The 24,503-nt window shown below is 56.0% G+C and carries 21 protein-coding genes, 1 rRNA gene and 1 riboswitch; of the genes, 14 read left to right on the plus strand and 8 right to left on the minus strand.

Annotated elements, in window-relative coordinates; genetic code table 11:
• Positions 1 to 142 precede the first annotated feature (142 nt).
• From rrf to LT85_RS03975, 5 genes are all read left to right on the plus strand, one after another.
• Positions 143 to 255 (plus strand): 5S ribosomal RNA (gene rrf, locus LT85_RS03955).
• A gap of 277 nt (positions 256 to 532) precedes the next feature.
• Positions 533 to 1,111, plus strand: a complete 579-nt coding sequence (gene ruvA, locus LT85_RS03960; protein WP_038485539.1) for a Holliday junction branch migration protein RuvA — start codon at positions 533 to 535, stop codon at positions 1,109 to 1,111.
• A gap of 91 nt (positions 1,112 to 1,202) precedes the next feature.
• Positions 1,203 to 2,261, plus strand: coding sequence for a Holliday junction branch migration DNA helicase RuvB (gene ruvB, locus LT85_RS03965; RefSeq protein ID WP_038485542.1), 1,059 nt, complete (start codon positions 1,203 to 1,205; stop codon positions 2,259 to 2,261).
• Between the two features lie 43 nt (positions 2,262 to 2,304).
• A complete protein-coding gene (locus tag LT85_RS03970) occupies positions 2,305 to 2,757 on the plus strand; it encodes a YaiI/YqxD family protein (protein WP_038494981.1) in 453 nt (150 codons plus the stop codon).
• Positions 2,758 to 2,907: 150 nt separating this feature from the next.
• The gene (locus tag LT85_RS03975) at positions 2,908 to 3,750 is read left to right on the plus strand and encodes a 2-keto-4-pentenoate hydratase (protein ID WP_038485545.1); all 843 of its coding nucleotides are present in this window, start codon (positions 2,908 to 2,910) and stop codon (positions 3,748 to 3,750) included.
• 97 nt (positions 3,751 to 3,847) lie between these two features.
• Here the strand turns inward: LT85_RS03975 and LT85_RS03980 are convergent, their stop codons facing one another.
• Together LT85_RS03980 and LT85_RS03985 are read right to left on the minus strand one after the other, a co-directional pair.
• Positions 3,848 to 4,282 carry a DUF2147 domain-containing protein gene (locus LT85_RS03980; protein ID WP_437177289.1) on the minus strand — a complete coding sequence of 145 codons (435 nt, stop codon included), beginning with the start codon at positions 4,280 to 4,282 and terminating at the stop codon, positions 3,848 to 3,850.
• A 111-nt stretch (positions 4,283 to 4,393) separates the two neighbouring features.
• Positions 4,394 to 7,228 (minus strand): valine--tRNA ligase, encoded by a 2,835-nt coding sequence (locus LT85_RS03985; protein WP_038485551.1) that lies wholly within the window; start codon positions 7,226 to 7,228, stop codon positions 4,394 to 4,396.
• Between the two features lie 236 nt (positions 7,229 to 7,464).
• Positions 7,465 to 7,572: riboswitch (TPP riboswitch) on the plus strand.
• Positions 7,573 to 7,685: 113 nt separating this feature from the next.
• On the opposite strand from LT85_RS03985, the gene thiC reads away from it, so the two are divergent.
• The 5 genes from thiC to thiE all read left to right on the plus strand — a co-directional run bounded on the left by thiC (position 7,686) and on the right by thiE (position 12,225).
• Entirely contained in the window at positions 7,686 to 9,599 is a 1,914-nt protein-coding gene (gene thiC / locus LT85_RS03990; protein WP_038485554.1) for a phosphomethylpyrimidine synthase ThiC, read from the plus strand.
• A gap of 8 nt (positions 9,600 to 9,607) precedes the next feature.
• Positions 9,608 to 9,808 (plus strand): sulfur carrier protein ThiS, encoded by a 201-nt coding sequence (gene thiS, locus LT85_RS03995; RefSeq protein ID WP_038485558.1) that lies wholly within the window; start codon positions 9,608 to 9,610, stop codon positions 9,806 to 9,808.
• Between the two features lie 173 nt (positions 9,809 to 9,981).
• On the plus strand, positions 9,982 to 10,794 hold the full coding sequence (locus LT85_RS04000; RefSeq protein WP_038485561.1) for a thiazole synthase: 813 nt from the start codon (positions 9,982 to 9,984) through the stop codon (positions 10,792 to 10,794).
• Complete coding sequence (gene thiD, locus LT85_RS04005) at positions 10,791 to 11,597, plus strand: hydroxymethylpyrimidine/phosphomethylpyrimidine kinase (protein WP_038485564.1); 807 nt, start codon at positions 10,791 to 10,793, stop codon at positions 11,595 to 11,597. Before LT85_RS04000 ends, thiD begins: the two co-directional genes overlap by 4 nt.
• A gap of 13 nt (positions 11,598 to 11,610) precedes the next feature.
• Positions 11,611 to 12,225 carry a thiamine phosphate synthase gene (gene thiE / locus LT85_RS04010; protein WP_038485567.1) on the plus strand — a complete coding sequence of 205 codons (615 nt, stop codon included), beginning with the start codon at positions 11,611 to 11,613 and terminating at the stop codon, positions 12,223 to 12,225.
• A gap of 16 nt (positions 12,226 to 12,241) precedes the next feature.
• Here the strand turns inward: thiE and LT85_RS04015 are convergent, their stop codons facing one another.
• Together LT85_RS04015 and LT85_RS04020 are read right to left on the minus strand one after the other, a co-directional pair.
• Complete coding sequence (locus LT85_RS04015; RefSeq protein ID WP_038485570.1) at positions 12,242 to 12,730, minus strand: Dps family protein; 489 nt, start codon at positions 12,728 to 12,730, stop codon at positions 12,242 to 12,244.
• Positions 12,731 to 12,838: 108 nt separating this feature from the next.
• Complete coding sequence (locus tag LT85_RS04020; protein WP_052134628.1) at positions 12,839 to 14,071, minus strand: MFS transporter; 1,233 nt, start codon at positions 14,069 to 14,071, stop codon at positions 12,839 to 12,841.
• A 247-nt stretch (positions 14,072 to 14,318) separates the two neighbouring features.
• Between LT85_RS04020 and LT85_RS04025 the strand changes: the two genes are divergently transcribed.
• Positions 14,319 to 16,598 (plus strand): UvrD-helicase domain-containing protein, encoded by a 2,280-nt coding sequence (locus LT85_RS04025; protein WP_038485573.1) that lies wholly within the window; start codon positions 14,319 to 14,321, stop codon positions 16,596 to 16,598.
• A 48-nt stretch (positions 16,599 to 16,646) separates the two neighbouring features.
• Here LT85_RS04025 and LT85_RS04030 read toward each other — a convergent pair whose 3' ends face one another.
• The 4 genes from LT85_RS04030 to LT85_RS04045 form a co-directional block, all read right to left on the minus strand.
• Positions 16,647 to 17,444 (minus strand): BPSS1780 family membrane protein, encoded by a 798-nt coding sequence (locus LT85_RS04030; protein WP_038485576.1) that lies wholly within the window; start codon positions 17,442 to 17,444, stop codon positions 16,647 to 16,649.
• 11 nt (positions 17,445 to 17,455) lie between these two features.
• Complete coding sequence (locus LT85_RS04035; RefSeq protein ID WP_038485580.1) at positions 17,456 to 18,412, minus strand: homoserine kinase; 957 nt, start codon at positions 18,410 to 18,412, stop codon at positions 17,456 to 17,458.
• Between the two features lie 103 nt (positions 18,413 to 18,515).
• Complete coding sequence (locus tag LT85_RS04040; protein ID WP_038485583.1) at positions 18,516 to 18,953, minus strand: hypothetical protein; 438 nt, start codon at positions 18,951 to 18,953, stop codon at positions 18,516 to 18,518.
• A 113-nt stretch (positions 18,954 to 19,066) separates the two neighbouring features.
• Positions 19,067 to 19,807: a TIGR00730 family Rossman fold protein gene (locus LT85_RS04045; RefSeq protein WP_038485586.1), complete on the minus strand. Its 741-nt coding sequence runs from the start codon at positions 19,805 to 19,807 to the stop codon at positions 19,067 to 19,069.
• Here LT85_RS04045 and polA point away from each other — a divergent pair, their 5' ends adjacent.
• The 3 genes from polA (at position 19,808) to LT85_RS04060 (ending at position 24,492) form a co-directional block, all read left to right on the plus strand.
• Complete coding sequence (gene polA / locus LT85_RS04050; protein ID WP_038485588.1) at positions 19,808 to 22,600, plus strand: DNA polymerase I; 2,793 nt, start codon at positions 19,808 to 19,810, stop codon at positions 22,598 to 22,600.
• Between the two features lie 47 nt (positions 22,601 to 22,647).
• A complete protein-coding gene (locus LT85_RS04055) occupies positions 22,648 to 23,532 on the plus strand; it encodes a dienelactone hydrolase family protein (protein ID WP_038485591.1) in 885 nt (294 codons plus the stop codon).
• Between the two features lie 165 nt (positions 23,533 to 23,697).
• Complete coding sequence (locus tag LT85_RS04060; RefSeq protein ID WP_081992727.1) at positions 23,698 to 24,492, plus strand: ZIP family metal transporter; 795 nt, start codon at positions 23,698 to 23,700, stop codon at positions 24,490 to 24,492.
• Positions 24,493 to 24,503 lie beyond the last annotated feature (11 nt).

The following is a 24,503-nucleotide window of genomic DNA, read 5'->3' on the forward strand; positions in this document are numbered from 1 at the left end:
ACCTCGAAAGAGATACCAACCGTTTGGACATTCATACCCAACCGGACTCATCCACCCCGATGAGTTCGGTATAAAAAACTACTTCTTCTAGATTGCGCGGTTTGTTGCTCCAACTGGAGAACAGACAGCGGTACAAGTTATGCCTGATGACCATAGCGAGTTGGTACCACCCCTTCCCATCCCGAACAGGACCGTGAAACGACTTTGCGCCGATGATAGTGCTGCAACCAGTGTGAAAGTAGGTCATCGTCAGGCTTTTATTAGAAAACCCTCTCAGCGATTGCTGGGAGGGTTTTTGCTTTGGGCTTTGGATTTGAAATTCGCATTGGCAAAATTACTTCGTAACGCACAGATGCGCTGCAAAAATCCGGTAATGGCAGGCATGAAAAAGCCACTTATGCATTTATTCTCGCCTCGTAAGCACCAGATTTCCCGACACCTCCTCTAATTTCTGCGCTCCAACAACAAAACCACTGTGTTTTTAACCAGTTGTCCTGTATGATTCATTGATTCATATTTAGGCCATACTGCAATGATCGGTCGTCTTTCAGGCACTCTGCTCGAGAAAAATCCTCCCCAGCTACTTATCGACTGCAATGGCGTCGGGTATGAAGTCGGGGTGCCGATGAGCACTTTCTATAATTTGCCGGGGATTGGCGAAAAAGTTGCGTTGTTGACCCATCTGGCGATACGCGAAGATGCGCACGTGCTGTATGGTTTCGGCACAGCGGAAGAACGGAATGTATTCAAGCAGTTGATCAAGATCAGCGGTGTGGGCGCTCGTACTGCACTTTCGATCCTATCCGGCATGTCGGTGCAAGATCTGGCGCAGGCGGTGACTTTGCAGGAAGCCGGCCGATTGACCAAAGTGCCTGGGATCGGCAAGAAAACTGCGGAGCGCCTGTTGCTTGAGCTGAAAGGTAAACTGGGCGCGGATCTGGGGCCGGTTGACAGTCCTCATGGAAGCGACGCCAGCGGCGATATCCTGAACGCCCTGATTGCACTCGGCTATTCAGACAAGGAAGCATTGTTGGCGCTCAAGCAATTGCCACCGGAAGCCACGGTCTCGGAAGGTATCAAATTGGCACTGAAAATGCTCTCCAAGCTGTAATCGAGCAGGGCAAAGCAACATCTTTGTGTTTTATCGGCGGAGCGAAGTCTTTTTTCATTTTTAATCGCCGCACTCTGGCTACAATCCGATCATGAGTATCCAAACCGACGATTTTACTGAACAACGCATTATTGCCGCCACGCCTGCGTCGCCGAATGAAGAGGCGATCGAACGCGCTTTGCGGCCGAAGCAACTGGACGAATATGTCGGCCAGGAAAAGATACGCGATCAGCTTCAAATATTTATCACCGCCGCCCGGCAAAGACGTGAAGCGTTGGATCACACGCTGTTATTCGGTCCTCCGGGCTTAGGCAAGACTACGCTGGCACACATTATTGCGCGTGAAATGGGCGTCAATTTACGCCAGACTTCAGGCCCTGTACTAGAACGCGCCGGCGACTTGGCTGCGTTGTTGACCAATCTGGAAGCCAACGACGTCTTGTTCATCGATGAGATTCATCGTCTTTCCCCCGTGGTCGAGGAAATCCTGTATCCGGCATTGGAAGATTATCAGATAGATATCATGATCGGCGAAGGTCCTGCGGCACGCTCGGTGCGTCTGGATCTCCAGCCTTTCACATTGGTGGGTGCGACAACGCGAGCCGGGATGTTGACGAATCCCCTGCGAGACCGTTTCGGTATTGTTGCCCGCCTTGAATTTTATACTCCACAGCAGCTGGGCAAGATCGTAACGCGTAGCGCCTCCTTATTGGGCGCGCCGATCATGGACGACGGTGCCTTCGAGATCGCCAAGCGCAGCCGCGGTACGCCGCGTATCGCCAACCGCTTGTTGCGCCGTGTGCGCGATTATGCGGAAGTCAAAGGTAATGGAGAAATCACCAAGGCGATGGCTGATGCGGCGCTGGTCATGCTGGATGTTGATCCGGTTGGCTTCGACGTGATGGATAGAAAACTGTTGGAGGCAGTGCTGTTCAAATTTGGCGGTGGTCCGGTTGGTTTGGACAATCTGGCGGCTGCGATCGGAGAAGAGCGCGACACCATTGAAGACGTACTTGAACCCTATTTGATTCAGCAGGGTTATTTGCAGCGCACGCCGCGCGGTCGCATCGCAACGCCTGCGGCCTATACGCATTTTGGCGTCACGGCGCCGCGAGCCGGGCCGAACGGCGAGTTATGGGGGCAAAATTAATTCACCCCCAACTAGCGACGTTAATGCGCCGACGCCAGCCACGATACAGATTTGGGTTGACGGCGATGCTTGTCCGAATGTCATCAAAGAAATTTTGTTCCGGGTTGCCGATCGCTTGCAGATTACAGTAACGCTGGTGGCTAACAAGCTGTTAAGAGTACCGCCATCGCGTTTTATCAAGGCGGTGCAGGTGCCAGCGGGCTTCGATGTAGCGGATAACGAAATTGTCCGCTTGTTGCAAGCTGGCGACCTGGTCATTACGGCGGATATCCCGTTGGCGGCCGACGTACTTGAAAAAGGCGGAAAAGCGCTCAATCCGCGTGGCGAGTTTTATACCAAGGATAATATCCAGCAGCACCTGACGATGCGTACATTCATGGAGGAATTGCGCAGCAGTGGCGTCGAAACTGGCGATCCGACGACATTCAGCCAAAGCGATCGCCATTTGTTCGCTTCACAGCTTGATCAGTTTTTGCAGAAATCGCGAATTCGATAATCATCTCTAATCGCAGCAGATAGCTGTAAATGCGCGGGCATCGTGCCGTCCCGCGGTGCAGGTGTCGAAATGTCACTATCTCGGTGCTTGTGTAAAAATTAAACGTCACAGACAATACGATAGTCTTCACTAATAGTGTGCAAGTCAACCATGCTTATGTCTACCAAAGCTAACCGTTATGCTCATCAGCTTTTGGACGCGCGAGCGCAAGCCAAACTGATGCCCCTGCTGTCCGATGCCGACGCTTTGTCGCTGATGGATGGTTATGAAATCGGCAAGCGGATCCTGGATGCAAGTATTGGCCAGGGATCGAATCCGGTTGGCCGCAAGCTTGGGTTCTGCAATCGCAATATCTGGCAAAAATATGGCATCGCGCAATCGATCAGCGCGCCGATCTGGGCACATATCTTCGACACCACAGTACGTTACGCCGAAGACAATCGCGGGATTCAGAGCCTGGAAGGCGCAGTGCAGCCGCGGATCGAACCGGAAGTGGTGTTCAGTCTGGGTCGCACGCCGGCACCAGATGCCGATCTGGAGGAGCTTGCCGACTGCATCGAGTGGATGGCACATGCCTTCGAAATTGTCGTCTGTCCATTTCCCGACTGGAAATTCGAAGCGGTCGATGCTATCGCCGCTTTCGGTTTGCACGGTACCTTGATCATCGGCGAGCCGCATGTGCTGTCGAGCGCTACGCGGCGCAATCTCGCCAGCATGCTGGCCAACGCCAGCGTTTCGCTATCCTGCTGCACTGAGGATTCTGTCACCCTGTGCGGGGCCGGTTTTGGCAGCGACGTACTGGACAGTCCGGTACACGCTTTGTGGCATTTGCACCAGGAACTCAACGCTCATCCTGAATTCACTCCCTTGCAGGCCGGTGAAATCATTACTACCGGCACTTGGACCGATGCCTATCCAGTGCAGGCAGGACAAACCTGGGTCACTGCTTTTTCGGGAATTACGCTGCCAGGACTCACAGTGTCATTCGTCTAAGGATCCTGATAGCGTTAGCAAAAAAAGCCGTTCAGCGACAAGCTGGAACGGCTTTTTTTCCGGCACGCGCTGGGCGAGCCGACAGCTGGTATGGTGATTATTCCTGACGCAACCAGGTTTGCGTACGGCCGAGCATCGGCACGCCGATATAACCGCGCACATCGAGTTTCTGACCATTCTCCTGCAACGTCATCTTGCTCTTGTAAACTTTGCCGTTATCCGGATCAAGAATCTTGCCGCCGTTATATTCGCTGCCATCTTTTTGCATGCCCGTGATGATGGTCATGCCGAGGATAGGTTGATCCTTGAGATCACCTTCGCATTTGACGCATTTGGGATTTTGATCTTCGCTTGGATCGCGTAACAGCTTTTCAATTTTGCCGCTAAGGACGCCGTTGGCTTCAGTGATGCGTATCAGCGCTTTTGGTTTGCCGCTGTGATCGTCAATATTTTTCCACAGGCCGACTGCTGAATTGGGGGCCTGGGCGAAAGCGGCGGGAGCCAGTAAGGCGCTACCGGCAGCCGCCGTCATCAAGAGCGGCATTAATAGTTTATTGATTAAAAGTTTATGCATGTTTCGTCTCCTGGTATCTGTTGCACCGGCCGCACTACTGCAGGCCGGCGTCATCCTATTATTAAGAAATCAAGATACTTTTAATTTTGCAAACTGTTCGCGCAATTTTTCAAGGGTACCCGAAAAATTGACCAGACGTTCCCGCATCTGCGCAACCACCTGTGCCGGTGCTCTTGCCACAAAGCTCTCATTGCCTAGCTGGGCTTCGGCTTTCGCCATCTCACCCTCGATACGAGTGATTTCCTTACCCAAACGTTCCCGCTCAGCTGCAACATCAATTTCTACTTTGAGCAACAGCTTAGCATCGCCGACTATCGAGACCGGTGCCGGGGATTCGGGTAGAGTCTCTACTACTTGCACTTCTGATAATTTCGCCAATGCCTGCAGATACGGTGCAAACGACAGCAAGGTAGTTCGCTGTTCGGCCGAGCCGGCGATGATCAGCGGCACCCGCAGCGCCGGCGACAATTGCATTTCGCCGCGCAGGTTGCGGCAGGCATCGGTCAGCGACTTCAACTGGGTCATCCAGGCTTCAGCGCCGTCGTCGATCTTTTCCAGATTAGCTTCCGGATAAGGCTGGCGCATGATGGAGTCGCCTGCCGGTTCCAGCGTCTTGCCGGTCAGCGGCGCCACGCTTTGCCACAAAGCCTCAGTGACGAACGGGATGATCGGGTGCGCCAGACGCAGCACGACTTCGAGTACGCGCAACAAAGTGCGGCGAGTGGCGCGTTGTTGCGCTTCGTTGCCCTGCTGGATTTGAACCTTGGCGACTTCCAGGTACCAATCGCAATACTCGTCCCAAACGAATTTATAGATCGCCGAAGCGATATTGTCGAAACGGTAGTCGGCGAAACCCTTGGCGACTTCGGCTTCGGTACGCTGCAGGAGCGAAACGATCCAGCGGTCGGCTTGCGAGAATTGCAGCTTTTCCTTATCGCACTCGCCTGGTGTATGGCCATCGAAACCGCAATCCTTGCCTTCGGTATTCATCAGCACGAAACGGGTGGCGTTCCACAGCTTGTTGCAGAAATTGCGATAGCCATCGCAGCGGCCGAGGTCAAAATTGATATTGCGGCCCAACGTTGCCAGCGATGCAAAAGTGAAGCGCAAGGCGTCGGTGCCGAACGCTGGAATGCCATCGGCGAACTCCTTGCGGGTCGCCTTGGCAATGCTGTCGGACTGCTTCGGATTCATCAGGCCGACCGTGCGTTTCGCCACCAGCGTTTCAAGATCGATGCCGTCGATCAGATCGATAGGGTCCAGCGTATTGCCCTTCGATTTGGACATCTTCTGGCCGTTGCCGTCGCGTACCAGGCCGTGCACATAGACGGTCTTGAACGGCACCTTGCCGGTAAAGTGGGTGGTCATGATCACCATCCGCGCTACCCAGAAGAAGATGATGTCAAAGCCGGTGACCAGCACCGACGATGGCAGGAACATCTTGTAGTCTGGCGTTTCTTCCGGCCAGCCAAGGGTCGAAAATGGCACCAGCGCTGACGAGAACCAGGTATCGAGCACATCGTCGTCGCGTGTCAGCTTACCGGTATAGCCGGCTGCTGCTGCCTTGGCCTGCGCTTCCGCTTCATTGCGGGCGACATAGATCTTGCCGTCGTCGGCGTACCAGGCCGGAATTTGATGGCCCCACCACAGCTGGCGGGAAATGCACCAGTCCTGGATATTGTTGAGCCACTGGTTATAAGTGTTGTTCCAGTTTTCCGGGATCATCTGGATTTCGCCGTTGGCGACTTTTTCCAGCGCCACTTCGGTAATCGATTTACCCGGGAAATGCGTGCCTTCCGGCGCCGGCTTGCTCATCGCTACAAACCACTGGTCGGTCAGCATCGGCTCGATCACAACGCCGGTGCGGTCGCCGCGTGGCACCATCAGTTTGTGCGGCTTGACCGATTCCAGCAAACCTTGGGCATCCAGATCGGCAACGATCTGTTTGCGCGCCACGAAGCGATCCATGCCCTGATATTGGACCGGGCCGTTCTCGTTGATCTTGGCGTCCAGCGTCAGGATGGAGATTTGCGCCAGCTTGTGCCGTTGTCCCACAGCATAGTCGTTGAAGTCATGAGCCGGCGTGATCTTCACGCAACCGGTGCCGAACTCCTTGTCGACATAGCTATCGGCGATGACCGGGATTTCGCGGTCGGTCAGCGGCAGTTTGAGCATCTTGCCGACCAAATGGATATAACGTTCGTCAGTCGGATCGACGGCGACGGCAACGTCGCCCAGCATGGTTTCGGGGCGCGTGGTGGCAACCGTCAGATGGCCGCTGCCATCGGCGAACGGATAACGGATATGCCACATCGAACCGTCTTCTTCTTCCTGCGCTACTTCCAGTTCCGAGATGGCGGTGCCCAGCACCGGGTCCCAGTTTACAAGGCGCTTGCCGCGATAGATCAAGCCTTGCTCGAACAGGCGGACGAATACTTCGACCACGGTCCCAGACAGTTTGTCGTCCATCGTGAAGTATTCACGGCTCCAGTCGGTGGAAGCACCCATGCGGCGCATCTGGCCGGTAATGGTCGAGCCGGATTTTTCTTTCCACTCCCAGACCTTTTCGACAAATTTTTCACGGCCCAGATCATGGCGCGATACCTTTTGCGCATCGAGTTGTCGTTCGACCACGATTTGCGTGGCGATGCCGGCGTGATCGGTGCCAGGAATCCATGCGGTGTTGAAACCGCGCATGCGGTGGTAACGGGTCAAGCCATCCATGATGGTCTGGTTGAACGCGTGGCCCATGTGCAGCGTGCCTGTCACGTTGGGTGGCGGCAACTGAATACTGAAGGACGGTTTGTCGGCGTCGGTGGTGGCGGTGTAGTACCCGCGTTTTTCCCATTCCGTACGCCAGAATTGTTCAATCTCGGCAGGGTCGAAAGACTTGGCTAATTCCATGATCTGTTAGTGTTTTTTGCTAAAACGATGATTATAAAGTACGCAGCCGACTGCTCCTAACATTGCAGGCGACGACGGGGCGATTTTTGATGTAAAGACAATCATGTGGATTGATTTGCCACGGATGCGGCCTTTTATACTTGACCGGGGATAAGGAACCGCACATTTTTGATATACCGCAAGCCGATTGCGGGTGTAAAATCCTTGTCGCTGCCTCGGAATTCAAACGCCGGGCAGCACAACGCTAGGGGTCCTGATTGCTGAAATGCCAATGTAATCGGGTGAGAAATACCCTCGAACCTGATCTGGGTAATGCCAGCGAAGGGAAGCTGTCGAGAATGTTGTCGGCCGATTTACCGCGTATTTATCATCATATCTATGCAGTAGTCCCGCACCGCCAGACTCGAAAACTCCTTTGCTGGCTCCAAGCCATGAAATACAAGCAAAGGAGCCAAAATTGAACGCCAACCCAAAATTCCTGTCCGCCACAGCCACGGTGGATGAAGCTGCAATCCATCCGCTGCCGAATTCCCGCAAGATTTATGTCACCGGCTCGCGCCCTGACATTCGCGTACCGATGCGGCAGATCAGCCAGTCTGATACGCCGGCCTCGTTCGGCGCGGAAAAAAATCCGCCAATCTATGTCTACGACACGTCGGGACCGTACAGCGATCCGGACGTAAAGATCGATATCCGCTCCGGCCTGGCGACCCCGCGCCTGCCGTGGATCATGGAGCGCGAGGATACCGAAGAGCTGCCAGGACCAAGTTCCGAATACGGCATCGAGCGCCTCAACGATCCGAAGCTGGCCGAATTGCGTTTTAACCTGCATCGCAAGCCGCGCCGTGCCAAGACCGGCAAGAACGTCTCGCAAATGCATTACGCACGTCAAGGCATCATCACGCCGGAAATGGAGTTCGTGGCAATCCGCGAAAACATGCGCCGCAAAGAGTACCTGGAAGAGCTGAAGGCCTCCGGTCCGATGGGCAACAAACTGGCCGAGCTGATGGGACGCCAGCATCCGGGCCAATCGTTCGGCGCCTCGCTGCCGGCCGAAATCACACCGGAATTCGTGCGCGATGAAATCGCCCGCGGCCGCGCCATCATACCTGCCAATATCAACCATCCCGAAATCGAGCCGATGATCATCGGCCGCAACTTCCTGGTCAAGATCAACGCCAACATCGGCAATTCGGCAGTGACCTCGTCGATTGGCGAAGAAGTCGAAAAAATGACCTGGGCAATCCGCTGGGGCGGCGACAACGTGATGGACCTGTCCACCGGCAAGCACATTCACGAAACGCGCGAATGGATCATCCGTAATTCGCCAGTGCCGATCGGCACAGTGCCGATCTATCAGGCGCTGGAAAAAGTCAACGGCAAGGCAGAAGACCTGACCTGGGAAATTTTCCGCGACACCTTGATCGAACAAGCCGAACAAGGCGTCGACTATTTCACCATCCACGCTGGTGTGCGGCTGCAGTACGTGCCGATGACCGCCAAGCGCCTGACCGGCATCGTGAGCCGCGGTGGTTCGATCATGGCCAAGTGGTGCCTGGCGCATCACCGCGAATCATTCCTGTACGATCATTTCGAAGACATTTGTGAAATCATGAAGGCCTATGACGTGAGTTTCAGTCTTGGCGACGGCCTGCGTCCAGGTTCGATTTACGACGCCAACGATGAAGCGCAACTGGGTGAACTGAAAACCCTGGGCGAACTGACCCAGATCGCCTGGAAGCACGATGTCCAGGTCATGATCGAAGGTCCGGGCCACGTGCCTATGCATCTGATCAAGGAAAACATGGACCTGCAGCTGGAGCAGTGCCACGAAGCGCCGTTCTATACGCTCGGGCCATTGACCACAGACATCGCTCCTGGCTACGATCACATCACTTCCGGCATCGGCGCCGCCACCATCGGCTGGTACGGCACGGCGATGCTGTGCTACGTCACGCCAAAGGAACATCTGGGCTTGCCGAACAAGGTCGACGTCAAGGACGGCATCATCACTTACAAGATCGCAGCGCATGCAGCCGATCTGGCCAAGGGACATCCCGGCGCGCAGATCCGGGACAACGCCTTGTCGAAGGCGCGTTTCGAATTTCGCTGGGAAGACCAGTTCAACATTGGTCTTGATCCGGACAAGGCGCGTGAATTCCACGATGAAACCTTGCCTAAGGACTCGGCCAAGGTGGCGCATTTCTGCTCGATGTGCGGGCCGCATTTCTGTTCGATGAAGATCACGCAGGAAGTCCGTGAATATGCCGCCGCGCAAGGCATTTCCGACATCGCCGCACTCAAGCAGGGAATGGAAGTGAAAGCCATCGAGTTCGTCAGGAACGGTGCGGAAATCTACAGCAAACAGTGAGGCCGCTGATGGAAATCGTCTTGAATGGTGCGCCGCATCCGCTGGCCGACGGTGAAAACCTGCAGCAGCTGATCGTGGCGCTGGAACTGGCCGGCAAGGCGGTTGCGGTGGCTGTCAACCGGCAGGTCGTGCCGGCCAGCCTGTGGCCGCAACGCGTTTTGCAGCCGGAAGACAAAGTCGATGTAGTGCGCGCCATAGGCGGTGGATAATCCACCGCCATAAACCTACTGCGCAACTCAATCTCTGGGCTGCGATGCTCACCGTACTTTCGTACGGCTGCGCTTCTTACCCAGACCTTGAGCCGCTCGCTACGGTTTCTGGCGGTGGCACAGAGTCATTTGGGTGCGCACCGGAAATCGTAGGAATCTTTTAAGGATTTATCATGGATCTGAATTCATCCTCTCAGACGGAACTAGCAGACACTGGCTTGACCATTGCCGGCAAGACCTATAGCTCACGGTTGCTGGTTGGCAGTGGCAAGTATCGTGACCTGGAACAAACACGGGCTGCCACCGAAGCCAGCGGTGCGGAAATCATCACAGTGGCGATTCGGCGCGTCAATATCGGGCAAGATCCCAATGCGCCTAATTTGCTGGATGTGGTGCCGCCGTTGCGCTACACGATCCTGCCTAACACGGCAGGTTGTTATACCGCAGCCGATGCGGTCTACACGCTGCAACTAGGGCGGGAGCTGCTGAACGGGCACAAGCTGGCCAAGCTTGAAGTACTGGGCGACGAGCGGACGCTGTTCCCGAATATGCCGGAAACCTTGAAAGCCGCCGAAGCGTTGGTGAAGGATGGTTTCGATGTGATGGTGTATTGCAGCGACGATCCGATCCAGGCGCGTATCCTGGAAGAGATTGGTTGCGTTGCGGTGATGCCGCTGGCGTCCTTGATCGGTTCGGGCATGGGCATTTTGAATCCATGGAACCTGTCGCTGATCATCGAACAGGCCAAGGTGCCGGTACTGGTCGATGCCGGTGTAGGTACCGCGTCCGACGCTGCGATTGCAATGGAACTGGGGTGCGATGGCGTGCTGATGAATACCGCGATTGCCGGCGCACAGGATCCGATTCGCATGGCAAGGGCGATGCGGCTGGCGATTGAAGCCGGGCGCGAAGCCTTTCTTGCGGGCCGGATTCCCAAGCGTTTTGCGGCGTCGCCGTCTTCACCGATGGCCGGACGACTCAAGTGAGTACAGGAGCAGTTGCGCCACCCTGCGTGCTGGTGTTTTCCGGTTCGGATCCGAGCGGCGGCGCCGGCATGCAAGCCGATATCACGGCGATTGCAGCACTCGGCGCACATCCACTCTCTGTATTAACGGTGCTGACGGTGCAGGATAATGAGCGCGTATTTGGCGTCTACCCGGTAGCGGCTGAACTGGTGAGGCAACAAACGCAGGCATTGATCGATCGCATACCGATTGCCGCGGTCAAGCTTGGCATCGTGGGCAATCGCGCCAACGCCGAAGTGATTGCGGCCATCATTCGCGACTTGCGTTCTCGGCAGCCGGATTTGCCCGTGGTGTTTGATCCTGTGCTGGCGAACGGCCACGGCGATAGCCTGGCCAGCGAAGATCCGGTTGCGGCGGTCGCCCCCTTGTTTGAACTGGCCACGGTGATTACCCCAAACCGGCTTGAAGCCAATCGTTTGTGCAGCCCCGAAACCAATCCCGAACAACAAGCCGCAATGCTGTTTGAACGCGGTTGCCAGAACGTGTTGTTGAAGGGCGGCCACGGACCGGAGCAAGATGAAGTCTTGAACCGCTGGATTGGCAAAGGACGGCAGCGCAATTGGCGCTGGCCGCGTTTGCCGGGAGAGTTTCACGGCAGCGGCTGCACCTTGGCAGCAGCGCTCGCCGCGTTGTTGGCGCAAGGGATGGATGTAGAACTGGCGATCGATGCTGCGCAAATCTATTGCCAGGAAGCTCTGGCGACATCGTACGGGATCGCTCCCGGCCAGCGGATACCTAACCGGACACTGCCGTTTTTGAAATAATGAGGATAAAGCGATGAAGGGCTTATACATCGTCACACCCGATTGGGATGACACTGCGAAATTGCTGAAAGTCAGCGAGCAGGCTCTACAAGGCGGTGCGGCATTGCTGCAATACCGCCACAAGACTGCCGATGCGGCACTGCGCAGGGAGCAGGCGGAAGCGTTGCTGGCGCTCTGCCGCCGTTATCAGCGACCGTTCATCATTAACGATTATGTGGATCTTTGCCTGGCGCTGGATGCCGACGGCATTCACGTCGGCGGCACCGACGTCAGTGTGGCTGAAGTGCGCGCGCTGGTTGGCCCCGGCAAGATCGTCGGCGCTTCCTGTTACGGCGATCTGCAACTGGCGCACGCAGCGCAGCGTGCAGGCGCGAGTTACGTCGCGTTCGGCGGGTTCTATCCGTCGCGCGTCAAGAAATATCCAGTGACCACGCCGGCCGATATCGTCACACGCTCCAAGGCTGAAATCGCTTTGCCGAACGTCGTGATCGGCGGCATGACGCAGGAAAATGCCTTACCGTTGATCGCCGCCGGTGCGGATATGGTGGCCGCCATCAGTAGTGTTTACCTGGCGGAAGATCCGACGGCCGCAGCGCGCAGTTTCGTCGCTTTATTCGAAAACAACTAAGCGGCCGCAGGCGCGCTCAGGTTTCCAGCAGGCTGCGCAACATCCATGCATTTTTTTCATGTAGTTGCATGCGCTGGGTCAGCAGATCGGCGGTCGGTTCGTCGGCCGCAGCATCCACCACCGGGAAGATCGAACGGGCAGTGCGGGTGACCGCCTCTTGGCCTTCTACCAGTTGCTGGATCATGGCGGTTGCATTCGGCACGCCTTCTTCTTCCGAAATCGACGTCAGTTTGGCGAATGCCTTGTAGGTGGCCGGCGCCGGATAGCCCAATGCGCGTATCCGTTCGGCGATCAGGTCGACCGCCAGCCAGAGTTCGTTGTATTGCGTCTCGAACATCAGATGCAATGTATTGAACATCGGCCCGGTAACATTCCAATGGAAGTTATGGGTTTTCAGATACAGGGTGTAGGTATCGGCCAGCAGTTTGCTGAGGCCGTCGGCGATTTTCTTGCGGTCCTTGTCGCTGATACCGATATCGATGACTGCAACGTTCTTCTTTGCCATTATGCTGCTCCTTCAGTGACAGTTGAATGAGAGACTTGCACCTCGATTTTATGTCAATTCACAGGAAGCAAAGAAATGCGCGTTTTTACGATGATCGCTGCAGCCGTTCTAATCGGCGGCGGCACCTGCTATCGTCTGTGAGCGTCGATACATACTGACAGTCAGCGCCACTGCAGTCATCGACGCCACTGCTGCAAACAGGAATACCTCGGGATAGCCGAACTGGCTTACGATCAATCCTGCCAGCGGGCCGGTAACGCCGAGTGCAAGATCAAGGAACACCGAGTAAGCGCCTAAGGCGCTACCGCGATTATGGGCAGGCACCAGGTTCACCGCTTCGACGCCAAGTGCGGGGAAGATCAAGGCAAAGCCGAAACCAGTCAGGGCTGCGCCCAGCAGCGCAAAGAATGGGGAGCCGGCTTGCCACAAACACAGGAGGCCCAGCGCTTCGATAGAAAAGCAGACGATCGAAACCCGGAAGCCGCCAAAGCGTGAGATGGTGTGGGCGAAAAGCAGCCGTGCGCCAACGAAGAAAGTGCCAAACAAGGTCAGCGCAAATGCTGCGTTCGGCCACTGATGGCTGGCGTAGAACAGGGTGATGAAAGTGGCGATCGAACCGAAGCCGATCGAGCCTAGCGCTAATCCCATGCCATGCGGGAAAACCTTGCGCAATACGCGACCGAACGGCAAATGTTCGCCGCGCACCACCGCTGTTGCGGCTTTCATGCGGGCTAGCAGAAAGCCGATGATCGACAGCGCTGTGACGGTCGCGCCAACCGCCGCCAGACCCCATGTGTGTGCGATTACCACGCCCAGCGGCGCGCCGATAGCCAAAGCGCCGTAGGTAGCGATGCCATTCCAGGAAATCATGCGCGCCGTATGCTGCGCGCCAACCCGGCCAATGCCCCAGGTAATCGCACCAGTACCGACCATGCTCTCACCGCAACCCAGCACCAGGCGGCCGATCAGCAAGATCGCTAGGCTCAGCGCCGGCAGATGGGTAAAGAAGGCTGCTATCAGCAGGAACACGCCGCTGATGCTGCAACCGACCAGGCCGTGCAAGACTGCGGTTTTAGGTCCGACCGAATCCGCCATGCGGCCGGCGAACGGGCGGCTGAGCAAGGTCGCCAGGTATTGCATGCTGATCGCCAGGCCTGCCAGCACTGAGCTGTAGCCAAGGTCGACGTGGACATAGCCAGGCAGCACCGCCAGCGGAATTCCAATTGCCAGATAGCAAATAAATGTAAAAAAGGCAGTGGAAACGATGTGGAAAGTCACTGCGGTGGTACTACTCTCAGACAGCGGCCGGCTGGCGCGGTCGAGACGGACTTCTTCAGGCATGGCGGACGGCGATTCGGTTGATTGTTGCGGTGTGTGGAGGGATTGATGCAACGCAGTATTTTACCTTCCTGCGCAGAATCGCGCTGGTAGCGCTACCTTTGCCGGGATTTAATCCGTGAATTGCTTGTTTTTCGGGTTTTCCGGTGAAGATCTGCATTGCACTGAGAGACACCTAAGGAAACGATCAAAAGACTGCCCGTCTTGATCAGTTCATCGGGCAAGCACGCGCGCAGCTTATAATGTGGAGATGCAAAATCTTCTTCATAATCTCAATCCAGAACAGCTCGCGGCAGTCACCTTGCCAGCGCAATCCGCACTCATCCTGGCAGGCGCCGGCTCTGGAAAGACGCGGGTATTGACCACCCGCATCGCCTGGCTGATCCAGACCGGCCAGGTCTCACCGTCCGGTGTGCTGGCGGTGACCTTCACCAACAAAGCTTCGAAAGAAATGATGACGCGCTTGTCGGCGATGCTGCCGATCAATACGCGCGGCATGTGGATTGGCACTTTCCACGGCCTGTGTAACCGGCTGCTGCGCGCGCATTACCGTGACGCCGCCTTGCCGCAAACTTTCCAGATCCTCGATTCACAAGACCAGTTGTCGGCCATCAAGCGCCTGCTGAAGGCGATGAATGTCGATGATGAGAAATATCCCCCGCGCAACCTGATGTACTTCATCAACGGCGCCAAGGACCAAGGTTTGCGCGCCAATGAAGTCGAAGCCAATGACGATTACAACCGTAAATTCGTCGAGCTGTACGATTTGTACGACCAGCAATGCCAGCGTGAAGGCGTGGTCGATTTTGCCGAATTATTGTTGCGTACCTATGAACTGCTGAGCCGTAACCAGCCGTTGCGCGAGCATTACCAGGCACGCTTCCAGCACATCCTGGTGGACGAATTTCAGGATACCAACGACCTGCAATACAAATGGCTGAAACTGATGGCCGGGCAGCGCGGCGCGGTGTTCGCAGTGGGCGACGATGACCAGAGCATCTACGCTTTCCGAGGTGCCAATGTCGGCAACATGACCGCCTTCGAACATGAATTCAGGGTCGAGAATCTGATCAAGCTGGAGCAAAACTATCGTTCGCACGGTCACATCCTGGATAGCGCCAATACGCTGATCGCCAACAACAGCAAGCGCCTCGGCAAGAATCTGCGCACCGATGCCGGCCATGGCGAGCCGGTCCGGATCTACGAAGCCACCAGCGATTTGCAGGAAGCGCAGTGGATCATCGAAGAAACCAAGAGCCTGATCAACGACGGCGCTACGCGCAGCGAAATCGCCGTACTGTATCGCTCCAATGCGCAGTCGCGGGTGATTGAGCACGCTTTGGTGGCGTCCGGCATTCCGTATCGCGTGTATGGCGGTCAGCGCTATTTTGAGCGCGCCGAAGTCAAGCACGCGATCGCCTATCTGCAGCTGATGGATAATCCGCACAATGATTCAGCGTTCCTGCGCGTGGTGAATTTCCCGGCACGCGGAATTGGCGCGCGCTCCCTGGAACAGTTGCAGGACGCCGCCAAGCAGTACGGCATTTCCTTGTACGCGGCGGTGCCGTATGTGGCCGGTAAAGCCGGCGCCACTCTTGGCTCTTTCCTGAAACTGATCGAAGGCGGCCGCTTTGAAACCCAGCATCTGCCGCTGCCGGAAATGGTGCAGATCGTGCTCGACATGAGCGGCCTGATGCAGCATTACCAAAACGAAAAGGAAGGTGCAGACCGTATCGAGAATCTGGAGCAGCTGGTGAATGCTGCGACCCTGTTTGTCTCGGAAGAAGGTTTTGGCGTCGATGCTCCAGCCCTGCTTGGTCCCAAGGCGCAAGCGGCGTCAGGCGCGGCGATCACGACTGCCGACGGGATCGAAATACTCGACGCCGATGCGCCGCTGTCCGCCGTGATGTCGCCATTATCGGCATTCCTGTCGCATGCCTCGCTGGAGGCCGGCAACAATCAGGCGCAGGCCGGGGAGGATGCCTTGCAGCTGATGACGGTCCACTCTGCCAAAGGCCTGGAGTTTGATGCGGTTTTCATCACGGGCCTGGAAGAGGGTTTGTTCCCGCACGAAAATTCGCAGAAGGAAGACGCCGGCGTGGAAGAAGAGCGGCGCCTGATGTATGTCGCCATTACGCGCGCCAAGAAGCGTCTTTACATGAGTTTTTCGCAGACCAGGATGCTGCACGGCCAGACACGTTACAACATGCGCTCGCGCTTTTTTGACGAGTTGCCGGAAGACGCTTTGAAATGGCTGTCGCCGAAAGTGCAACAGCACAGCTGGTTTGCGAATACCAAGTCGGCATGGGATGAAGCACCCGAAAAGGCTGCGAACAATATTTCCAAGAACTTCGGCCGGCGCGATATCGGCTGGCGCATCGGTGAAAATGTCGCTCACCTGAAGTTTGGTGAGGGGGTGATCGTCAATATCGAAGGTAGCGGCGGCAACGCCCGTGCGCATATCAACTTCGGCAAGCATGGCATGAAACTGCTGGATCTGAGTGTGGCGAAGCTGGAGAAGGTCGCTTAGAAAGGACGAGCGGGACGGGATGATTTTCCCGTCCTGCGCCGGATCTTTTTACTCTTTGCTGCCGGCCTCTTGCTGCTGAGGCGAATCTTCTTCTGGTTTGCCGAAGATATGGGTGTAGGTAGGATAGAAAGAGCAATACATCACGACGGTCAAAGCAATCGACAGCGGCAGCAGAATCATCATCGTTACCGACGGACTGCCGATCACGACAGCGATCAACACACTGATAATGGCTGGCAGCAGCACGCCAATGGCAGCCCATGCCAGGCCATAGACGGCGAACGCTTTCATTTCACGCGAGACTGCAAAGAAGCTGTAGAAAATAGCTTTCGACACGCCCATTTTTTGCCACATGATCAGCGGTGCGGCATACCAGAACGCCATTGCCGCCGGGATGTAGACGACTGCGGAAAACATCATCGCCAGCGATATGCTGGAATCCTGTATTTCCTTCGGATCAGGCGTACTCTGGCCGGTCACCATCTGCCAGAACAGGCCGCCATCGATCAAGGATGATGCCGCTAGCGCGATAACCGCGGCGACCAGGTACAGCACACCCAGAAGCAGAAGTTTCTGCAGCGCCGGTGAGCGAAATCCGATTGTCAGAAGATTCGGATAGACGCGTTTTCCTTGTTCAATGCTGAGGCAGGCCTGCATGAAGGACATGGCGAATACCGGCACCAGAATCAGCGGTAATACTTGTCCCAGCAGCGGAATGAAATTCAGCAGCAGCATCGTGAACATATACGCCAGGAAGAGGGTGGATATTTCGGCTGGTTGTTTGCGGAACAGCGCAAATCCTTCCTTGATCCAGATCCATCCGGTTTTGGCAGGCAGTTTTTCCATTGTTTATCTAATCAGTACAGGTTCGGGGCTGGGTGAGCCACACGTTGTCGCAGGATCCGTTCAAAGTGACCGGGATCGTGCGGCGTCAACATTTCTGCCGCGCGCGGCAAGTAAAAGTCGTAGAGCCGCGACAGCCAGAAACGCAAGGCGCCGGCACGCAGCATCGGCTGCCAGGCGGCTTGTTCGGCTACGCTGAATGGCCGCACGGCATGGTATGCATCCAGCATGGCGCGTACTCGGGCAATGTCAAGCTTGCCTGTGGCAAGGTCGATGCACCAGTCGTTGACGGTGACGGCGAGGTCAAACAGCCAGGTGTCGCAGCCGGCAAAGTAAAAGTCGAAAAATCCGCTCAGCTGGTTGCCGTTGAACATGACATTGTTGCGGAACAGGTCGGCATGTACCGGGCCGTTGGGCAACTGGCGGTACGTATCAGAGGCGGCAAACGCCTCCTGGAAAGCCATTTCATCGCGCAACAACTGTTGACCGTCCGCCGGCAGATAAGGCCGCACCACGGGCGCGGTTTCGCGCCACCAGGGCAGTCCGCGCAAATTGGGTTGCCGAATTGAAAAGTCTTGCGCCGCCAGATGCATTTTTGCCAGCATCGCGCCTACAGCTGCGCAATGGACCGGCGCTGGCGCCATCTGGCAATCGCCTTCCAGTTTGGTGACGATTGCCGCCGGCTTGCCATGCAAGGGATTGATAATCTGGTCCTGCTGGTTGGCGATGGGCGCCGGCACCAGTACGCCGCGCTGTGCCAGATGACGCATCAGTTCCAGATAGAACGGCAGTTGTTCGAAGCTGAGATTCTCAAATACCGTCAGCACGTATTCGCCGCGCTCGGTGTCGATGAAAAAATTACTGTTCTCGATGCCGGATGAAATGCCCCTGATGGCGAGTGCCTTGCCTAAGGAAAAAGGGGGGATCCACTGGATGAGATCGTCTAGTGTGACGGGGGTAAATACTGCCATGAGAAAAACCGCGGAAAGACAATGTTCGTCGGAATAAATATGCGGCGAATACGCGGATATTTCCGCGCATTAGCCGCATGGCTGCTTGGAGCGTGTTTGTAGACTAATTCTTGGGCTCGGAGATTGCAGGCGGCGGCAAGCCGGCATCGCTATCGGACTGCACCGCTTCGCCTGGCTTACGTACTTTCTGGCCCAAGTCGAATTCCTTGATCTGCCATTGCGCGCCACGTGGCGGTGCATCGCCGGGCTGCAAGGTACCAGCCTGCGATGGCGTCTTCACGTAATAGGTGCTACCGCCACTCTTCACTTTGACTTCATCAACCCGGCCTTGCTGGCGGGTTTGTGTGATGTCGCCGTTGTCTTCGCCCGGTTTGCGGACGGTGACGGCCGGTGCTTCGCCTTCTTCCAGCTTTTGCAGCTCGGGAGGAGGCGGTGCAATGGTTTTGGCCGGCGGCGTAGCCTGCTGCGCGGTTGCCAGCAAGGGTGTTGCAAGAGAGGCAAGACATATCGCCAGCAATGGCCAGACTTTGGATTTATTCATGTGAATTTGGCTACCTTGAGGAAAACAAGACTATGGCTGCATTGTAACAAACCGCCGGCCCCTATAGGCGATAAGGGGCCGGCAGGCGCATGTTGTTTCGTCTACGTACGCAATTACAACAATACGCTCGCATGGCGATCAGATTCATCCGCCATGGCAGTTTCACCAGCCTCATAAAACTTCACCACCGCTTCAAGAATCTGCGCAGGATCGTCCAGCACCTGGATCAGGTCCATATCCTTCGCGGCAATCATGCCGTCGCCCACCAGCTGTGTACGGAACCAGTCCAGCAAACCGCTCCAGAAGCTGCTGCCGACCAGGATGATAGGAATATGGCGGCACTTGCCGGTCTGGATCAGCGTCAGGACTTCGGTCAGTTCATCCAAGGTTCCGAAACCGCCGGGCAACACGATATAAGCGTCGGCATAGCGTACGAAGGCAACTTTACGGGCGAAAAAATGGCGGAAACTGAGTGAAATATCCTGCCATTTGTTACCGCTTTGTTCATGCGGCAATTCGATATTCAGGCCTACCGAAGGGGATTTTCCTTCGAAAGCGCCTTTGTTTGCTGCTTCCATCAAGCCCGGCCCGCCGCCCGAAATTACGGCAAAACCTTCGTCGGAAAAGCGTCGTGCAATATCTTTGCAAAGTGGGTAATACGGATTATCTTCCTTGATACGCGCCGAGCCGAAAATCGATACCGCCGGATGCAACTCGGAAAGGCGTTCGGTCGACTCGATAAATTCTGCCATAATCGTGAACATATGCCACGATTCGCGCGCCTTTTTCGACGTTGCGCGTTCGATATCCGTCACTTGCCGCAAACGCGGCACATTTTTTCCGTTCAATTCCATATGCAAAAAACCCTGCTGTTAGTTGATGGTTCGAGTTACCTTTATCGCGCCTTCCATGCATTGCCTGATATGCGCAATGCCGCCAATGAACCGACCGGCGCTCTGTACGGCATCATAAATATGCTGCGTCGTTTACGTATTGATTACCCCGCAGCTTACCTTGCCTGTGTGTTCGATGCAAAAGGTAAAACTTTCCGCGACGATATGTATGCCGACTACAAGGCGACCCGCGCCTCCATGCCGGAAGACCTAGTTAAACAGATTACGCCTATTCACGCCGCCGTGCGAGCGATGGGCTGGCCGATCCTGATGGTAGAGGGAGTCGAGGCCGACGATGTTATCGGTACCTTGACTGTGCAGGCTGTGCAGCATGGCTTGCAGGCAGTGGTGTCGACTGGCGACAAGGACCTGGCGCAGCTGGTCAACGAGCACGTTACGCTGATCAACACCATGAACAACGAGACGCTCGATCGCGCCGGCGTGATCGCCAAATTCGGTGTGCCGCCTGAACGTATCGTCGATTACCTGACCTTGATCGGCGACACTGTCGATAATATCCCGGGCGTGTCCAAAGTCGGTCCGAAAACCGCCGTCAAATGGCTGGCGCAATACGATACAGTCGACCAGGTGATCGCCAACGCCGCCAACATCGGCGGCGCGGTGGGCGAGAACCTGCGGCAGGTGCTGGACTGGCTACCCAAGGCCAAGGAACTGGTGACGGTAAAGACCGATTGCGACTTGAGTGCGCACATGGTCTCGATCCCGGAATCGCTGATTGCACCGGCGCAGGACAACGACACGCTGGCCGAGTTGTTTACCCGTTATAACTTCAAGACCTGGCTGCGTGAATTGAGCGTTCCGGGGGCGGCTTCCGGCGCAGCCGCAAGTGCAAGTAGCGCTAAGGCCGCAACTGCTGAAGTTGCGGCAGCTACCGCTCCTGGCGCTGAGAGCGCGGCGCCGGCGCAGAGCAGTCTGTTCGATGCCGTCGAGCGGCACTATGAAACGGTGTTGACCGAAGCGCAGCTCGATGCCTGGTTGCAGCGCATCGACAAGGCGGCATTGACCGCTGTCGATACTGAAACCACCTCGCTCGAGCCGATGACTGCGCAGCTGGTCGGCATCTCGCTGTGCTGCGAAGTGGGCATCGCTGCGTATATTCCGGTGGCGCATCGCTACCAGGACGCGCCGCAGCAGCTGTCGCGCGAACTGGTGCTGCAAAAAATGAAGTCATGGCTGGAAGACGATAGCAAGCCGAAGGTCGGTCAGAATCTCAAATACGATAGCCATATCTTCGCCAACCAGGGTGTGAATTTGCGCGGCATCGTCCATGATACTTTGCTGGAATCGTATGTGTTCGAATCGCACCGCAGCCATGACATGGATAGTCTGGCGCTGCGGCATCTGAATCATCAGACGATTACTTTCCAGGAAGTGTGCGGCAAGGGCGCGTCGCAAATTGGTTTCGATGAAGTCGAGATCGGTCGCGCTACCGAATATGCCGCAGAGGATGCAGACATCACTCTGCAACTGCACCTGACCATGTGGCCGCATATCGTCGATGATGCCAAGCTTCGTTTCATCTACGAAAAAATCGAAGTGCCGACTTCGGTGGTGCTGCAGAAGATTGAGCGCAATGGTGTGCTGATCGATGCCAGTTTGCTGGCGACGCAATCGAATGAACTTGGCAAGCGCATGCTGGAGATTGAGCAGCAAGCTTACGATCTGGCGGGCCAGCCTTTCAATCTCAGTTCGCCTAAGCAGCTGGGTGAAATCCTGTTTGAAAAACTCAAGCTGCCGGTGGTCAAGAAGACGCCGTCCGGATCGCCGTCGACCGACGAGGAAGTGCTGCAAAAACTGGCCGAGGATTATCCTTTGCCGAAAGTATTGCTCGACTATCGCAGCTTGTCGAAGCTGAAGTCGACCTATACCGACAAGCTGCCGAAGATGGTCAACGCGGAAACCGGCCGCGTGCATACCAACTATGCGCAAGCGGTAGCAGTCACTGGACGCCTGGCATCGAACGACCCGAATCTGCAAAACATCCCGATCCGCACTGCCGAAGGCCGTCGTATTCGCGAAGCATTCGTGGCGCCGGCCGATAGCGTGATCGTGTCAGCCGACTATTCGCAAATCGAACTGCGCATCATGGCGCACATCTCGAGCGATGAAAACATGCTGCGCGCATTTGCCGAAGGGATCGATATCCATCGCGCTACTGCGGCGGAAATTTTCGGTACCGGCGCGGAGGAAGTCACCAGCGAACAGCGTCGCTACGCCAAGGTCATCAACTTTGGCCTGATCTACGGTATGAGCGCATTTGGCCTGGCCGGTAACCTAGGCATCGAGCGCGCCGCGGCGCAGATGTATATCGAAAAATATTTCATGCGCTTTGCCGGCGTCAAGCAGTTCATGGACATGACGCGGGTGCAAGCCAAGTCGCAAGGCTACGTCGAGACGGTATTCGGACGCCGTCTGTGGCTGCCGGAAATCAATTCACCCAATGGACAGCGTCGCCAAGGGGCAGAACGTGCTGCGATTAACGCGCCGATGCAAGGTACGGCTGCCGACCTGATCAAGTTGTCGATGATTGCCGTGCAAAACTGGATTGAGACAGAGCAGCTAAAATCTAAGATGGTGATGCAGGTGCACGATGAACTAGTGCTGGAGGTGCCACAGGAGGAACTGACGCTAGTACGGGAGAAATTGCCGCAACTGATGGCCGGTGTGGCCGAGTTGCGAGTACCGCTGATCGCCGAAGTAGGCGTTGGCAAGAACTGGGACGAGGCGCATTGATGTAGTGGTGCGCGATGGTAAATGGTTAACCGCAAAGGAGAACGTTGATGACGAATTTGAAAGAAAATTTCGATAGTCTGGTTGCAAAAACCAGTTTGTCTGACAATGTGGACCGCCGTGTTTTTCTGAAAACTACGCTGGGCGCAGGCTTCGCCGCGGCGGTGCTGCCGGTGTCGGCGCAGACCATCATCAAGACTGATACCGTTGGCCTCACTGCAGGTTCGCTCGAAGTCCAGGAAAACGGCTTGAGCGTACCGGCTTACCGTGCTCAGCCCGAGGGGAAAACCAATTTGCCGGTGGTGCTGGTGATCTCGGAGATTTTCGGCGTGCATGAGCATATCGCCGATATCGCTCGCCGCTTCGCCAAACTGGGTTACCTGGCGATCGCGCCGGACTTGTTCAAGCGCCAGGGCGATCCGATGGCTTTCGCCTCGATTGCGGAATTGCAAGACAAAGTGATTTCGAAGGTGCCTGACGACCAGGTGCTTGGCGATATCGACGCCTGTGTCGCCTGGGCCAAAGAGAATGGCGGCAATGTCGACAAGCTGGCGATTACCGGCTTTTGCTGGGGTGGTCGCATCACCTGGCTGTATGCCGCCCACAATCCCAAGGTAAAGGCCGCTGCCGCTTGGTACGGCGGCCTGGTTGGAGAGCGGAGCGAACTGAGGCCAAAGCATCCGGTCGACATTGCAGCGGCCTTGAAAGTACCTGTGCTGGGTTTGTATGGCGCCAAGGACCAAGGCATTACGCAAGATGCGGTAGCGCAGATGAAAGCGGCGTTGTCAAAGGGCAATAGCAAATCGGAGTTCGTGGTGTATCCGAATTCCGGTCACGCCTTCAACGCCGATTACCGTCCAAGCTATGTTGAAGCAGATGCAAAAGATGGCTGGAAGCGAACGCTGGCGTGGTTTAAAGCGCACGGTGTGAGTTGATCAAGGTGGGTTGAGTCCGAATTATCCGATCTTCATTTGTATCCGGATGCGTAGCGTCCGGATACAAAATTTCTGTCAACCGGGCAAGAAAATAGACAGATAAGTTTGCTGAAATGCAGCGGCTGTGTTTTAATTTGCAACATTGTTGCATCTGACGTTTGTTTGCTGAGGCCCAAAATTAATTCCACACTTGTTTCAATTCTCTTGGCGACTACCATCGCCGGCCTTTTCAGCATTACTGCCGCTGCCATTTTCTCGTTCGCGTTGCTGTCCAAGATGGTCGAGCGCATGGTCAGCTTGTCGGTCGGCATCATGCTGGCGACCTCCTTGCTGCATGCGCTGCCGGAAGCTTTCGAATCGAAGGCTGACAGCCACACCTTGTTTGCGGTGCTGCTGGGCGGCTTGCTGGCCTTTTTCGTCCTGGAAAAGTTTGCCATCCTGCGCCACTCGCATCATCACGAAGATGACGGCCATGGCCATCATCACGGCCACGACAAGAAAGAAGCCGGTAAAGCCGGCTGGATGATCCTGGTCGGCGACGGCTTGCACAATTTTACCGACGGCATCCTCATCGCCGCCGCTTTCCTGGCCGATCCGCATCTGGGGTTGATCACTGGCCTGGCCATCATCGTGCATGAGATTCCGCAGGAAATCGGCGACTTCATCGTGTTGCTCAACGCCGGTTTTTCACGCACCCGCGCTTATGTGTACAACCTTATTTGCAGCCTGATGGCGGTGCTGGGCGGTTTGCTCGGCTACTTTACGCTTGAGCGCGGCATGGAGTGGATTCCCTACGTACTGGTATTTGCTTCGTCTGGATTTATCTATATTGCCGTCAGCGACCTGATGCCTCAGATGCAACGTCGCTCGACCTGGCGCGAGACCATTCCGCAGATTCTGCTGATCGGCACCGGCGTCGCCATCGTGCTGTTCCTGACGCGCCACGCTCATCAGCATTAACACCTTGACCC

The organism is Collimonas arenae, from assembly GCF_000786695.1.
Classification (GTDB): Bacteria; Pseudomonadota; Gammaproteobacteria; order Burkholderiales; family Burkholderiaceae_D; genus Collimonas; species Collimonas arenae_A.